Origin of the sequence: Cryobacterium ruanii (assembly GCF_004404055.1) — a bacterium.
Lineage (GTDB): Bacteria > Actinomycetota > Actinomycetes > Actinomycetales > Microbacteriaceae > Cryobacterium > Cryobacterium ruanii.
In genome coordinates this window covers 182,830-196,933 of record NZ_SOHK01000009.1, presented here as the reverse complement: position 1 = coordinate 196,933, position 14,104 = coordinate 182,830, and the positions used below count along the sequence as shown (strand labels likewise).

General features: G+C 64.2%; 15 protein-coding genes. 10 read left to right on the top strand and 5 right to left on the bottom strand.

Going from position 1 to position 14,104, the window contains the following annotated elements:
• Positions 1-27 precede the first annotated feature (27 nt).
• The 5 genes from tsaB (at position 28) to E3T47_RS06745 (ending at position 3,265) form a co-directional block, all read left to right on the top strand.
• The gene (gene tsaB / locus E3T47_RS06765; protein ID WP_134555379.1) at positions 28-663 is read left to right on the top strand and encodes a tRNA (adenosine(37)-N6)-threonylcarbamoyltransferase complex dimerization subunit type 1 TsaB; all 636 of its coding nucleotides are present in this window, start codon (positions 28-30) and stop codon (positions 661-663) included.
• Positions 660-1,157, top strand: a complete 498-nt coding sequence (gene rimI / locus E3T47_RS06760) for a ribosomal protein S18-alanine N-acetyltransferase (RefSeq protein ID WP_134555378.1) — start codon at positions 660-662, stop codon at positions 1,155-1,157. Before tsaB ends, rimI begins: the two co-directional genes overlap by 4 nt.
• A 5-nt stretch (positions 1,158-1,162) precedes the next feature.
• Positions 1,163-2,278 (top strand): tRNA (adenosine(37)-N6)-threonylcarbamoyltransferase complex transferase subunit TsaD, encoded by a 1,116-nt coding sequence (gene tsaD / locus E3T47_RS06755; protein WP_134555435.1) that lies wholly within the window; start codon positions 1,163-1,165, stop codon positions 2,276-2,278.
• Between the two features lie 52 nt (positions 2,279-2,330).
• Positions 2,331-2,789, top strand: a complete 459-nt coding sequence (locus E3T47_RS06750; RefSeq protein ID WP_134555377.1) for a DUF4190 domain-containing protein — start codon at positions 2,331-2,333, stop codon at positions 2,787-2,789.
• 74 nt (positions 2,790-2,863) lie between these two features.
• The gene (locus tag E3T47_RS06745) at positions 2,864-3,265 is read left to right on the top strand and encodes a DUF4190 domain-containing protein (RefSeq protein WP_134555376.1); all 402 of its coding nucleotides are present in this window, start codon (positions 2,864-2,866) and stop codon (positions 3,263-3,265) included.
• Positions 3,266-3,273: 8 nt separating this feature from the next.
• Here the strand turns inward: E3T47_RS06745 and E3T47_RS06740 are convergent, their stop codons facing one another.
• Positions 3,274-4,479, bottom strand: coding sequence for a class I SAM-dependent methyltransferase (locus E3T47_RS06740; RefSeq protein ID WP_134555375.1), 1,206 nt, complete (start codon positions 4,477-4,479; stop codon positions 3,274-3,276).
• A 125-nt stretch (positions 4,480-4,604) separates the two neighbouring features.
• On the opposite strand from E3T47_RS06740, the gene groES reads away from it, so the two are divergent.
• From groES to E3T47_RS06720, 4 genes are all read left to right on the top strand, one after another.
• The gene (gene groES / locus E3T47_RS06735) at positions 4,605-4,901 is read left to right on the top strand and encodes a co-chaperone GroES (RefSeq protein WP_092107311.1); all 297 of its coding nucleotides are present in this window, start codon (positions 4,605-4,607) and stop codon (positions 4,899-4,901) included.
• A gap of 119 nt (positions 4,902-5,020) precedes the next feature.
• A complete protein-coding gene (gene rarD, locus E3T47_RS06730) occupies positions 5,021-5,965 on the top strand; it encodes an EamA family transporter RarD (protein WP_134555374.1) in 945 nt (314 codons plus the stop codon).
• 46 nt (positions 5,966-6,011) lie between these two features.
• The gene (locus E3T47_RS06725) at positions 6,012-6,719 is read left to right on the top strand and encodes an ABC transporter substrate-binding protein (protein WP_134555373.1); all 708 of its coding nucleotides are present in this window, start codon (positions 6,012-6,014) and stop codon (positions 6,717-6,719) included.
• Positions 6,720-6,844: 125 nt separating this feature from the next.
• Entirely contained in the window at positions 6,845-8,146 is a 1,302-nt protein-coding gene (locus E3T47_RS06720) for an ABC transporter substrate-binding protein (protein WP_134555372.1), read from the top strand.
• Positions 8,147-8,334: 188 nt separating this feature from the next.
• Here the strand turns inward: E3T47_RS06720 and E3T47_RS06715 are convergent, their stop codons facing one another.
• Genes E3T47_RS06715 through E3T47_RS06700 form a run of 4 tightly spaced genes read right to left on the bottom strand, consistent with a single transcriptional unit; the run spans position 8,335 to position 12,292 of the window.
• Positions 8,335-9,102 (bottom strand): ABC transporter ATP-binding protein, encoded by a 768-nt coding sequence (locus tag E3T47_RS06715; RefSeq protein ID WP_134555371.1) that lies wholly within the window; start codon positions 9,100-9,102, stop codon positions 8,335-8,337.
• The gene (locus E3T47_RS06710; RefSeq protein ID WP_174844648.1) at positions 9,089-10,009 is read right to left on the bottom strand and encodes an ABC transporter ATP-binding protein; all 921 of its coding nucleotides are present in this window, start codon (positions 10,007-10,009) and stop codon (positions 9,089-9,091) included. The genes E3T47_RS06715 and E3T47_RS06710 overlap by 14 nt, the downstream gene beginning before the upstream one ends.
• Before the next feature lie 28 nt (positions 10,010-10,037).
• Entirely contained in the window at positions 10,038-11,018 is a 981-nt protein-coding gene (locus tag E3T47_RS06705; protein ID WP_134555369.1) for a branched-chain amino acid ABC transporter permease, read from the bottom strand.
• A gap of 8 nt (positions 11,019-11,026) precedes the next feature.
• On the bottom strand, positions 11,027-12,292 hold the full coding sequence (locus tag E3T47_RS06700; RefSeq protein WP_134555368.1) for a branched-chain amino acid ABC transporter permease: 1,266 nt from the start codon (positions 12,290-12,292) through the stop codon (positions 11,027-11,029).
• A 274-nt stretch (positions 12,293-12,566) separates the two neighbouring features.
• On the opposite strand from E3T47_RS06700, the gene guaB reads away from it, so the two are divergent.
• Entirely contained in the window at positions 12,567-14,069 is a 1,503-nt protein-coding gene (gene guaB, locus E3T47_RS06695) for an IMP dehydrogenase (RefSeq protein WP_134555367.1), read from the top strand.
• Positions 14,070-14,104 lie beyond the last annotated feature (35 nt).

Genomic DNA, 14,104 nt, shown 5'->3' with positions numbered 1-14,104 from the left:
CCAGCAGCGAGCGCCTAGGCTGAATAAGTGCTACTCGCCATCGATACCTCCGCCGGCACGAGCGTCGCCGTCGTCGACCTGAAACGCGGGGTCATCGCCGAACGCAGCGAAGCCGACACGATGCGCCACGCCGAAATCGTCGGTCCCTTCACCGTGCAGTGCCTCCTTGAAGCGAACATCGTTCCGGCCGACCTCTCCGGCGTCGTCGGCGGCATGGGCCCCGGCCCGTTCACCGGACTGCGCGTCGGCATCGCCTCCGCCCGTGTATTCGCCCTCGGCGCCGGCACACCGCTCGTACCGGTGATCAGCCACGACGCCATCGCGTACGGCCACTATCGCCGCGGCCACGTGGGCCCGCTCGTCGTCGTCACCGACGCCCGCCGCCGCGAAATCTATTGGAGCGCCTACAGCGCTGCGGACGCCGTCGGCCTGCCCGTGCGCGTCGGCCCGCCCGGCCTCGCCAAACCCGCCGATCTCGATGATCCGAGCTGGCGACACGCGGGCTGGAGACGACTCGAAGCCGCCACGGTCTCGGCGGGCGAGCTCGGTATGGTCGCCGAATTGAGCTACGCGCACCAGCGCCCGTTCGCGGCGAATGAGCCGCTCTACCTGCGCTCGCCCGACGTGACACTCTCGAATGGTCCTAAGCGGGTCAGCCGATGACGTGGCAGCTGCGCCGCGCGCATGAAGAAGACCTCGCGGCCATCATGGCGCTGGAGACCAGCATCTTCGAGAACGATGCCTGGTCGGCGCCGATGATGGTGCGCGATCTCGGTGACCCGACCTGCTACTACCTCGTGGCCTTTCCGCCCGACGACCCCACCAACATCGAGGCCTACGCCGGGCTGCTCGCCCCGCAGGGAGCTACCGAGGGCGACATCCAGACCATCGCCGTCACCGAATCAGCCCGCGGCCGCGGCCTTGGTCGCACGATCATGCAGGCACTCATCAGCGAGGCTCGCAAACGCGGCGCCCGGCTGATCTTTCTCGAGGTACGCGCCGACAACCCAGGCGCCCAGCACCTGTACGAACGACTCGGGTTCATCGAAGTCGGGGTGCGCCGTGGCTACTACCAGCCCGACAACGTGGATGCCCTCGTTATGCGCCTGGATATTCCCGAACTGGAATCTATGCTCGTGACCGTGGAGACCCTGTGACGGCCATGAACCGCATCGCCCTGAATAGATCAGCACCCCTCGTGCTCGGCATCGAGACCTCCTGCGACGAGACCGGCATCGGCATCGTGCGGGGCACAACGCTGCTCTCCAACACCATCGCCAGCTCGATGGACGAGCACGCGCGCTACGGCGGCGTCGTGCCCGAAATTGCGGCCCGGGCCCACCTCGACGAGCTCGTGCCGGCCATCAGCGCGGCCGTCACCGAGGCCGGCATCCGCTTGACCGATCTCGACGCCATCGCCGTCACCTGCGGTCCGGGGCTCTCCGGCGCCCTCATGGTCGGGGTCGGCGCCGCGAAGGCGCTCGCCGTCGCGCTCGACAAACCGATCTACGCGGTCAACCACCTCGTCGGCCACGTCGGTGCCGACCTGCTGCACAGCGACATTGACACCCGCGACACCGCGCCGCTCGACTACCCAACGATTGCGCTGCTCGTCTCGGGCGGGCACACTTCGCTGCTGCTGGTGCGCGACCTGGTCAGCGACGTCGAACTGCTCGGCGAGACCATCGACGACGCCGCCGGCGAGGCCTTCGACAAGGTCGCCCGGCTGCTCTCGCTGCCCTATCCGGGCGGGCCGCAGATCGACAGGGTCGCTGCTTCCGGCAACCCGAAGGCCATTCGATTTCCGCGCGGGCTCAGCCAGCCCAAAGACATGGCCGCGCACCGCTACGACTTCTCGTTCTCCGGGCTGAAAACCTCGGTCGCCCGCTTCGTCGAACAGCGCCAGGATGCCGGCGAACCGGTACCGATCAGCGATGTCGCGGCCAGTTTTCGAGAGGCGGTCGTCGACATCCTTCTCACCAAAGCCCTCGCCGCGTGCGCCGACTACGACGTGCCGCGCCTGCTGCTCGGCGGCGGTGTCATCGCCAACGCCAGACTGCGTCAGGTCGCCACCGAGAGAACGGATGCCGCGGGCGTGGCCTTGCGTATCCCGCCGCTCTCCCTGTGCACCGACAACGGTGCCATGATCGCCGCCCTCGGCGCGCAACTCATCATGGCCGGGCACGAGCCATCGACGCTGGAATTCGGCGCTGATTCCACCCTGCCGGTCGGTCAGATCCAGGTCTCGGACTCAGCCCAGTCGCCCGGCGCGCCGTAACGCGATAATCTGGCCCTGCGACCACCGAACGAAATTATGAAGGAGACCGCAGATGTCTGATCCCACCCAGCCGCCCGTCGACCCCACCAGAAACGACCCGACGAACGCGAAACCCGCCGACTCCAGTGGGCCGCCGGCCTACCCGAGCTACCCGGCACCGGGCGCCCCGGTAGCATCCGATGGTCAGGATCCCGCTTATGCCCAGGCTCCGGCCTACGGCCAGCCGCCCGCCTACGGCCAGAACCCCTACGGGCAGCAGAACGCGCAGGACAAGTACAACGTTTTGGCGATCATCTCGCTCGTGAGTGTATTCTTCATCTCCCTGGTGGCCGTCATCACCGGACACATGGCGATGAGCCAGATCAAGAAAACCGGTGAGAAGGGTTACGGCCTGGCCCTATGGGGCCTGATCCTGGGCTACCTCGGCATCGTCGTCTATATCATCATCGGCATCGTCTTCGTCGCGATCCTCGTCACTGGGGCTGCCAGCACCACGAGCTTCAACTCCTAACCAGCACCCGATCCACCGCGGTCAGAAACGACCGGCCGACCTGAGCGATTGCGGCTTCAGGCCAGAGGACAGCCATGAGCACACCCCACCAGCAGGACGACGCCTCAGCGCAGCTGGGCTACACGCGTGCCCCGGCGCCGCCCGGCAGCCAGCTGGATTGGTCATCGACCGTCACCGCTCCTACCGAGTTCGTGCCGTATGCCTACACCGAGGCGGAGGTGGAGCGCATCACCGGCCGCCGTCGCCTCGCCGTCGCCTCCGTGGTCTGCGGCCTGGTCGGGCTGGCCCTCGGTGTGATCGGAGTCTTTGGACTGCCGCTCGCATTCATCGCGATCACCCTTGCGCTGATCGCGCGCACCACCGAGAACCGGGCACGTACGCTCTGGATGAATGGCCTTGTGAGCGGAATCATCGGAGTTCTGCTCGCGGCCGGCTGGATCGTTTACATCAGCCAGATCGTGCTGCCGCTGCTCTAGCCGACCAGCTAGCGCACGCGTTCCACGAGCAGTGCCACCCGATGCCCGGCGGCGCGCGTCAGAATCAGGGTCGCCGATTCCGGTCCCGTGAGCTTCAGCCGGGTGCGTAGCGTCGCCGGGTCGACGTCGACGCCGCGCTTCTTGATCTCGAGCGTTCCGATGCGACGCTCGAGCAACGCCAGCCGCAGCTTCTTCTCATCGAACGGCAGCGTCTCAAGCACCCGGAACGCGCTCGCGAACGGCGTCGACGTGAGCGTGTCGTTGGTCAGGTAGGCGATGCCGTCGCTCAGCATGCGGGCATCCAACGAGCGGGCCAGGTCGCCGATGAGGCGTGCCCGAATGACCGCGCCGTCTGGTTCGTAGACGTAATGGCCCAGCTCGCCCACGGGAGTGTCGGCGCTGTCGGCGGCAGCGGTCAGTTCCTGCACACCACCTGCGGTTAGGAGTAATGCCGACCGACGGATGCCCGGGCGCGCGAGCGCGCCAAACCACAGCCCCATCTCCACGAGCTGGCCGTCCACCGACACCCACTGGGCCTCGGCATCGACCGGTATCTGGGCGCGATCGTGACCGGGCCCCAGCTTCATACCGAGCGGCAGCCGTGTTGCGAGCAGGTAGGCGAAGTCAAGCGAGGGGGAATAGTCCTCGGAGCGGGTCAGCCGGGTCGTGTTGCTGTGGCCGCTCGTGCGGCGGGCCGGGTCGAGCCAGACAGCATCAAAATCGGTCAGATCCACGGTCTCCGCATCGGCCTGCAGCGCCGAGGCGTTGGGAAACGGCGCGAGGTTGAAACTTGCGACGGTGGCCGTGACCTCGTCGGCGTCGACGGCGACGACCGGCAGATCCATCGCCGCGAGGGCCATCGCGTCGCCGCCGATGCCGCAGCCGAGGTCGGCGACCCGCGGCGGGCGGCCGAGGGCGGCACCAAGACCGGCGAACCGGCCGGCGTGCAGGGCGGCGACCCGCAGCCGCGTCGCCTGCTCGAGGCCGGCGTCGGTGAACAGCATCCGCTCGGCGAATTCACCGAACTTGGCCGAAGCCTTCGCCCGCAGCCGGGACTGGCTGAGCACGGCCGACACGAGCCCCGGCGCGTGTCCGGCTTTGCGCAGCTCGCTCACGAGCGCCAGCACGTTGCCCTTGTTGTCATAGGGCGGCAGGGAGTCGAGTAGCCGCAAACTCGCGGGGGAAAGCAGCTCAACGAGTTCGGTTCGATCCATGCTGCAACGCTACCAAAATGACCCCCTTCTGGCACTCACGTTGCGTGAGTGCCAGAAGCCCCCTAAACTTCACTTGGCACTCTCGCTGTGAGTCTGCTAACCCAAGTCTTAGAAAGAGGTCAACCGTGTCGGTCTCCATCAAGCCGCTCGAGGATCGCATCGTCATCAAGCAGGTCGACGCGGAGCAGACCACCGCATCAGGTCTGGTCATTCCTGACACCGCGAAGGAAAAGCCCCAAGAGGGCGAAGTTGTTGCAGTCGGCCCCGGCCGTATTGACGACAACGGCAACCGCGTTCCCCTGGACATCGCCGTCGGCGACAAGGTCATCTACTCCAAGTACGGCGGAACCGAGGTCAAGTTCGGTGGCGATGACCTCCTGGTCCTCTCCGCTCGCGACGTGCTCGCCGTGGTCGTTCGCTAAGTAGGTGCTCACTACCTGGTCTTTAGACTGAAACTGGTCTTTAGACTGAAACTCCCGGATGGCTTCGCTGTCCGGGAGTTTTTGTTTGCGCATTTTCTGTTTTGCAGGAGAGAAGAATCATGACGGATGCCGAAGCACCGGCCGAGACGGCGGCTCGCAGAACCCACCGCACCGGGCTGATCTTCGGCGGCCTCGCCTACGCCCTCTGGGGTGTGCTGCCGCTCTACTTTCTGCTGCTCGCCCCCTCGGGTGCCTTTGAAATCGTGGCTTGGCGGGTGCTGTTCTCGCTCGTTTTCTGCGCCCTGATCATAACGCTCACCCGCAGCTGGACCGTGCTCGGGCGGGCGCTCAAGCAGCCGCGCCTGGTCTGGACCATGGGCCTGGCCGGGGTGTTCATCTTCATCAATTGGCAGACCTACGTGATCGCCGCGACCACCGGCCACGTCGTCGAAGCGGCCCTCGGCTATTTCATCAACCCGATCGTCACCGTGCTGCTCGGCGTCTTCGTGCTGCGCGAACACCTGCGCCGGCTGCAATGGGTAGCCATCGGCATCAGCTTTCTCGCCGTGGTCGTTCTCGCGTTCGGGTACGGCTCGCTGCCCTGGATCTCGCTGATTCTCGCGTTCTCTTTCGGGTTATACGGCCTGATCAAGAAACGCGTCGGACCGAATGTCGACGCCGTGACCGGCCTCACCCTCGAAACGGCCTGGCTCGCCCCGGTCGCCGTCGTCCAACTTTTCGTCGTGTCGGGCATTTCCGGCCTCACCTTCGGCACGGTCTCCGGCTGGCACACCGCGGGCCTGCTCGCGGCCGGTGCCATCACCGCGGTGCCGCTACTGTTGTTCGCGGCAGCCGCGCGGCGGCTGCCGCTTTCCGTGCTCGGGCTCATCCAGTTCGTCGCGCCCGTCATCCAGTTTCTCGTCGGCGTGTTCATCCTGAACGAGGCGATGCCGTTCGAACGCTGGGTGGGCTTCGGGCTGGTCTGGGTGGCCCTGATCATTTTGACGGTTGACATGATCGCCTCCGGTCGTGCTCCGCGCCGCCGTGCCTTTGAACCGGCCTGAGCATCGATACTCTAAAACCAACAGCCCGCGCACCAAAAGGAACCAGATGCCCCGTCGCCCGCTCATCGTCGCCGTACTGCTTGGTGCCCTCACCCTCACGGGCTGCACGAGCACACCGGCTGCCGCACCGAGTCCCACTCCGACGACAGCACCCACCGTCGCACATTCCGGCGACGGAACGATGGTCATTGGCACCCTGTTTCCCATGACCGGTGACAACGCCGGGAGTGGCGCTGCCCAGGTTGCCGGCACCGAACTCGCCGTGCGTGACATCCTCGCCGAACAGGCCATTCCGACCCAGCCCGTGCAGCTCATTCATCGCAACTCAGCCGGCGACCTCGCCACCGCCTACGCCGACCTGGTTGCGCGCGGAGTTGACCTCGTACTGTGGGACGCAACGACGGTGTTGCCAGCGGATGCTGAAGGCTTTGTTGGCAGCGCGGCCGTCGTCGCCCTCGGCGACTTCGCCAACGGCGGTTCGCCGCTCGCCGCCGATGAGGCATTTACCGCCCGGCTGAAGACCGCCGACCCCGGCCTGGCCAGCACCGACGGCGGCGCGGAGGCCTACGACGGAGTGATGACGGCCGCTCTCGCGGCCGTCATCACCGGCGACGATGGCGGTGCATCGCTCGAAGCGGGCTGGCCGCAGGTGATTTCCGGACGCGCCGTGTGCGCCTCCTGGGGAGAGTGTGTGTTCGCACTGAGTGAGAAGCAGATCGTTGATTATCAGGGGATCACCGGCGCCCGTTCGTAACGATTTGGTCGCTTTACACGGTTGCGACACGCACAGGTAGGTTTCGAGGCAATTGATTGCCTACTCTGACACCACGGCAGTCAATCGACTGACCAGACTTACCTCTTTATCAATCAAGGAGCAACATGAGCGTATTTGCGAAGGCCTCGGCCTCCCGCTCAGTTCGTACACTCGTTACCGGTATCGCACTGGTCGGAGTGAGCGCACTCGTGCTCACCGGCTGCAGCAACGGCGCGGCGACCGAGACTAGTGATTCTGCAGCGCCCTCGGCGGATGCCGCGGACTTCCAAACTGTGGAGGCCGGTGATCGCGATCTGTCCCTGAAGATCGGCACCATCCTTCCCCAGAGTGGTGGATTGGCCTTCCTCGGCCCGCCCGAAGAAGCCGGCGTACAGCTCGCTGTCAACGACATCAATGCCGCCGGCCTCGGTATCACCGTCGATGCCATCTTCCGGGACTCGGGCGACACCACGACCGACACCGCCACCGTCTCCGTGACCGACCTGCTCTCGCAGGACGTCACGGCCATCATCGGTGCGGCCTCCTCGGGTGTCTCCAAGACCGTGATCGACCAGATCACCGGTGCCGGCGTCGTGCAGTTCTCCCCGGCCAACACCTCGGACGCGTTCACCACCTATGCCGATAACGGTCTGTACTGGCGTACGGCCCCGTCCGACGTACTGCAGGGCGAAGTGCTCGGCACCCAGATCGCTGACGATGGCAACGCCACCCTCGGCTTGATCGTGCTGAACGACGCCTACGGAACCGGCCTGGCCAAGTACACCAGTGACGCGTTTACAGCAGCTGGCGGCGAGGTCGTTGCGACCGCGCTGTTCAATGAGGGTGACCCGAACTTCACCGCTCAGATCGCCGAAGTCACCGCAGCCGATCCCGACGCGATCGCCCTGGTCACGTTCGACCAGGCCAAGGTCATCGTTCCCGACCTCGTCGCTTCCGGCTTTCCGGGTGACAAGCTCTATTTCGTCGATGGTAACGTCTCCGACTACAGCGCCGACTTCGCACCCGGCCTCATCGAGGGCTCCAAGGGCACGCTACCCGGCCTCGACACGGCTTCGCTCGGCGACTTCACCAAACGTCTGCTCGAGATCAACCCGGATCTGACCGACTACAGCTACGCAGCGGAGTCATATGACGCCGTCATCTTGACCGCCCTGGCCGCCTATGCGGGCAACGACACATCGGGCAAATCAATCGCGAGCTACCTGCGTCAGGTCTCCGGCGGAACCGGCGATGGCAGTAAAGTCACCGACTTCGTCAAGGCTGCTGCAGCCTTGAAAGCTGGCGAGCAGATCGACTACGACGGTTTCTCCGGTCCGATCACGTTCGACGAGAACGGCGACCCGACCGGCGCCAGCATCGGGATCTACCAGTTCGGTGCCGACAACAAGTACACGCGCATCAACTAGCAATACTGCTCGGCTGAATGATTGAAGGGCCCCGGCTTCGGTCGGGGCCCTTCTGCGTACCCCCGGCGATTCACCTAGGCGGATGCGGCGAGCCGGCCGCCAGTATCCACTCAGCAAACACACACACAGAAGCGGCGCCCGAGAGAGTCTCGGACGCCGCCACGGGCTGGCAGGGGTGTTTTCGGTTGCTAATCCTGCCCGAGGGTGCCGAGGTAGAGACCGATCACCTTGGGATCGTTCAAAAGCTCACGTCCGGTGCCGGTGTAGGCGTCGCGGCCCTGGTCGAGCACATAACCGCGGTCACAGATCTGCAGGCAACGACGGGCGTTCTGCTCGACCATGATCGTGGTCACGCCGGCTTTGTTGATCTCCTTCACGCGCAAAAAGGCTTCGTCCTGGCGCACCGGGGAGAGACCGGCGCTCGGCTCATCGAGCAACAGCACGTGCGGGCCCATCATGAGCGCGCGGCTCATGGCGACCATCTGTCGTTCGCCGCCGGAGAGCGACCCCGCGCGCTGCGACATCCGCTTGCTCAGCTCAGGAAAAATCTCGGTCACGAACTCGAGCCTCTCGATGAGTCCCTTGGGTTTCTGGAAGATGCCCATCTCCAGGTTCTCGCGAATGGTCAGGGTGGGGAAAACGTTATTGTTCTGCGGCACGAAACCCACTCCCTGCGCGACGAGCTTGTTCGCTTTGAGGTTGGTGATGTTCTTGCCGCGCAATAAAATCTCGCCGTCGCGTACCTTGACCTGGCCGAAGATCGACTTGAGCAGCGTCGACTTGCCGGCACCGTTCGGGCCGATGATGCCGATCAGTTCGCCCGCGTAAGCGGTCAGCGAGCAGGAGTTGAGAATGTTTACGCCGGTGACGTAACCGGCTGTCACGTTCTTGACCTCGACGACCGCCTCTCGGGTTTCGGTCGACGCCGGCGCGGTCATGGGATTAGCGTTCGTCATCGAGCAACTCCTTAATGGCTGACACGTGCTCGGTCTCGGTGCCCAGGTCTTCCCCGATATCTTCGTCGTGATGCTGCCCCAGGTAGGCGTCGATCACGGCCGGGTTCTTCATGACCTCGTGCGGATCGCCCTCGGCGACCACCTTGCCCTCGGCCATCACGATCACCCAGTCCGCGATGTGGCGCACCATGTGCATGTCGTGCTCCACGAACAGAACGGTCATGCCCTGCGACTTGAGATTGAGAATATGGTCGAGCAGCGATTGCGTAAGGGCCGGGTTGACCCCGGCCATCGGCTCGTCGAGCATCACCAGGGTCGGGTCGCTCATGAGCGCCCGCGCCATTTCGAGCAGCTTGCGCTGCCCGCCGGACAGGCTCGCCGCGTAGTCGTCCTTCTTGGTGTCGAGCTTGAACCGGGTGAGCAGGTCGAGCGCTTTGGCCCGGTTCTCCTCCTCCTGATTGCGCCAGAGAAACGGCATCAGGGCGCGGAATATGTTCTCGCCGGTCTGGCCCTTGGCCCCGAGCAGCATGTTGTCCATCACGGTGAGCAGCCCGAGTGCCTTGGTCAGCTGGAACGTGCGAATCTGGCCCATCCGAGCCACGCGGTACGCGGGAACACCGGCGAGCGAGCGCCCGTCGAAGGTCCACTTGCCGTCGTCGGGCTTGTCGAAGCCCGTCAGCAGGTTGAACAGGGTGGTCTTGCCGGCCCCGTTCGGACCGATGAGCGCCGTGATCGCACCGCGTGGAACTTCAACGTGGGCGACATCGACGGCGGTGAGACCGCCGAAGGTACGACGCACATTATCGACGATCAGAATCGGGTCGACCTTGGCGCAGCCCGGTTCGGCTTCACCGACGTGCAAGCCGGTCGTCTTGACCGGTTTATTGGTGGGTACGGGCGGCTCCAGCGGAGCCGCAGGATCGAGAGGACCAGCGTTAGCGGACAAAGGCCAACTCCTTCTTATTGCCGAAGATGCCTTGCGGTCTGAAAATGACGATCAACATAATCGCCACTCCTACCAGGATGAAGCGCAGCTGACCGCCCTGGATGGCCGACATGAACGGCAACCAGCCCGCTTCGACGGCCCGGGCGACAAAGCCCGAGAAGAACGACAAGAGCACCCAGAAGAGCATGGACCCGATGATCGGGCCGAGGACCGTCGCGGCCCCGCCCAGCAGCAGAATGGCGTAGATGAAAAAGGTCAGCGTCGTCTGATAGTTCGATGGAACGACCGCCCGCGGCAGGGCAAAGATCATGCCGGCGATGGTACCTAAGACGCCACCGAGAATCAGCGACTGCATTTTGTACGCGTAGACGTTCTTGCCGAGCGCACGCACGGCGTCTTCGTCTTCGCGGATGCCCTTGATGACGCGACCCCAGGGGCTGCGCATGATCTGCCAGATCAGCAACGCCGCGACTATGACGATCGACCAGGCCACGATACGCAGCCAGGTGTCGTAGGCGTTGTTGGTGAACGGGCCGAAGCCGTAGGTGCCATCGGCAAGCGGGTTGAGCGCCGCGAATTCGTTCTTGTAGCCGCTGAGACCGTTGGCCGAGCCGGTGACGGAGGCGAAGGTGTTCGTCGTGAACAACAGCCTGACAATTTCGGCGGCGGCAATCGTGACGATCGCAAGATAGTCAGCGCGTAATCGCAGGGTGGGGATACCCAGGATCAACGCGAAGAGAACGGATGCACCGACGCCGACCAGAAAAGCACCCCAGACTGGAAACCCGAAGGTCAGGATCGAGATCGCGTAGCCGTAAGCCCCGAGGGCCATGAATCCGGCCTGGCCGAAGTTCAACAGGCCGGTGTAACCGAAGTGCACGGCGAGCCCGAGTGCGGCGAGTGCGTAGGCGGCCGTCGTCGGGCTGATCAGCTCGACGGCGGCATTATTGAAGATTGCTCCCCAGTCCATGTGAACCCCTAACCAATTCTCTCTTTACGACCCAGAATGCCCTGCGGTCGAAACAGCAGCACCAGGATCAAAATAACAAGGGCGCCGACGACCTTCATGTCGGACGGAAGCCAGAGCGTCGATAGCTCAACGAAAAGCCCGACGATGAGGGAACCGACGAGGGCTCCGAAGGCCGTACCGAGACCGCCGAGGGTCACCGCGGCGAAAACCAGAAGCAACATCTGAAAACCCATGTCCCAGCTGACGCCCGGGCGAAAGTACGCCCAGAGTACGCCGCTGAGTCCGGCCAGCGCAGCGCCGACCACCCAGACGATGCGAATGACGTTGTCGACGTCGATGCCGCTCGCCGAAGCCAGGCTTGGGTTGTCGGACACGGCGCGGGTGGCTTTGCCGATGCGGGTACGCAGCAGAAAATAGGCCACAGCGAGCAGCACCACGATGCTGATGCCCATACTCGCGAGGTCGATCGGGGAGAGCGAGATCGCGCCGAATTTGAGGTCGGCCATGCCGGCGCCTGGAAGCTGGCTCGTGCTGCCGCCGAAAAAGTACTGGTACAGATAACGCAGCGCGAGGGAGAGCCCGATGCTCACGATCATGAGCGGGATTACCGCCACGCCCTTGCGGCGCAGCGGTTTCCACAGCACCGCATCGAGGCTGTACCCGAGCGCGCCGCTGAGCACTATGGCAATCAAAATGGCCAGCCAGATGGGCAGGCCGAGTTGCACCGAGAAGACCAGCGTCATCAGCGCGCCAAAGGTGATCAACTCTGCGTGGGCGAAGTTGCTCAACCCGGTCGTGCCAAAAATCAGTGATACCCCGATTGCCGCCAGGGCCAGCAGCAGGCCAAAATTCAAGCCGTTGACGAAACGATTGACGAACTGGTCGAAGAAGCTCACCGTGTTGCGGGTGCCCTCGCCGAGGAAGAAGTTGACCGAGCGCCGGTCGGTCAGCCCGAACTCCGCATCGATGACATTGCCACCTTTAGCGACGACGACGCCCTTCGGTAGGGTTTCTTCGTCGAGGGTGACCTCGTAGGTGCCCTTTTCGGGTACCCCGATCGACCATTTTCCCTCGGCATCCGTCACGGTGTCGGCCTGGTAGCCGTTGCCGTCCACGGCGACGGCTACGCCATCGAGGGCCTCGCCGTTGAACTTCACGTTGCCCGAGAGGGTGAAGTCGTATTCGGTGCCCACTTCATCGGCCTGCGCACTGCTCACCGAGAAGGTCGCCATGGTAAGGGCTGTGAGAAGTGTGACGAACAGAATGGCGAGCATTCTGGGTATGTATCTCTGAGCCGTAAGAGTGGACTTCACGGGACCTCCATGTTGGTGCCGACCGGGGGGTGACCGGGCGGGCGCCGGGTAACAACTGCCAACGACATTGTTGGGAGTACCTGCCGATTATGTCCTATATGTTGCGAAACTCCGCACTGGCTCACAATTCGTGGGCGGAATGTGATGAGCCCAAACACGCTTAACATTGAAGGACCGGTAAATACACGCGTTTTGCCGGATAATTTACTGTTCTTCGCTACAGGTAAGGGGTTTCATGGATCAGCCAGATCCGTTCGGATTCACCGGGCTCACCTACGACGACGTCCTGCTCCTGCCGGGGCACACCGACGTCATTCCGAGTGAGGCGGTCACCAAATCCCGCTTGACCAGGCGCATCGACGTGTCGCTGCCGCTGCTCTCCAGCGCCATGGACACCGTCACCGAGACTCGCATGGCGATCGCTATGGCCCGCGAGGGCGGACTCGGGATTCTGCACCGCAACCTCTCGATCAATGACCAGGCCGAACAGGTGGATCTGGTCAAGCGCAGCGAATCCGGCATGATTACCAACCCGGTCACCACGTCGCCCGACGCGACCGTGGCCGAGGTCGATGCCCTCTGTGGACAGTTCCGCGTGAGTGGGCTGCCCGTCATCGACGCCGACGGCATCCTCGTGGGAATCATCACCAACCGGGACATGCGCTTTGTGCCGCACGCCAGGAAGGCGCTCACGCGGGTGAGCGAGGTCATGACCAGGTCCCCGCTGATTACCGGCAAGGTTGGCATGGCCCCCGAGGACGCGCTCGCGATTTTCGCGAAGCATAAAATTGAAAAGCTTCCCCTGATCGACGCCAACGGCAAGCTCACCGGTCTGATCACCGTGAAGGACTTCGACAAAAGCGAGGAATACCCCCTCGCCACCAAGGATGACGCCGGCCGCCTGCGCGTCGGTGCGGCCATCGGCTTCTTCGGTGATGCCTGGCAGCGCGCGAGTGCCCTGCTCGAATCGGGGGTGGACGTGCTCGTGGTCGACACCGCGAACGGCGACAGCGCCGGTGTGCTCGACATCATTCGTCGGCTGAAATCCGACAAGGCCTTCGCTGACGTTGACGTGATCGGTGGAAACGTGGCCACCCGCTCCGGCGCCCAGGCGCTCATCGACGCGGGCGCCGACGCCATCAAGGTGGGCGTAGGCCCCGGCTCGATCTGCACCACCCGCATCGTGGCCGGTGTGGGTGTTCCCCAGATCACCGCCGTCTACCAGGCTTCCCTCGCCGCCCGCGAAACCGGCATTCCGGTGATCGCCGACGGCGGACTGCAGTATTCCGGTGACATCGCCAAGGCGCTCGTAGCAGGTGCTGACACCGTCATGCTCGGCTCCCTGCTCGCCGGCTGCACCGAAAGCCCCGGCGAACTCGTGTTCGTCAATGGCAAGCAGTTCAAGACCTACCGCGGCATGGGGTCGCTCGGCGCGCTGCAGACCCGCGGCTCGAAGACGTCGTACTCGAAGGACCGCTACTTTCAGAGTGACGTTCCGAGCGACGAGAAGCTCATCCCCGAGGGCATCGAAGGCCAGGTTCCGTTCCGTGGCCCGCTCGCGGCCGTGGCTTACCAGCTTGTCGGCGGCCTGCGGCAATCGATGTTCTATGTGGGAGCGCGTACTATTGCCGAGCTCAAGCAGAAGGGCAAGTTCGTGCGCATCACGCCGGCTGGCCTGAAGGAATCACACCCGCACGACGTGCAGATCGTGGTCGAGGCCCCGAACTACCGTCGCTAAGAGCAGAGGGAGGGACCGCTGGCGATCGTGCCGGC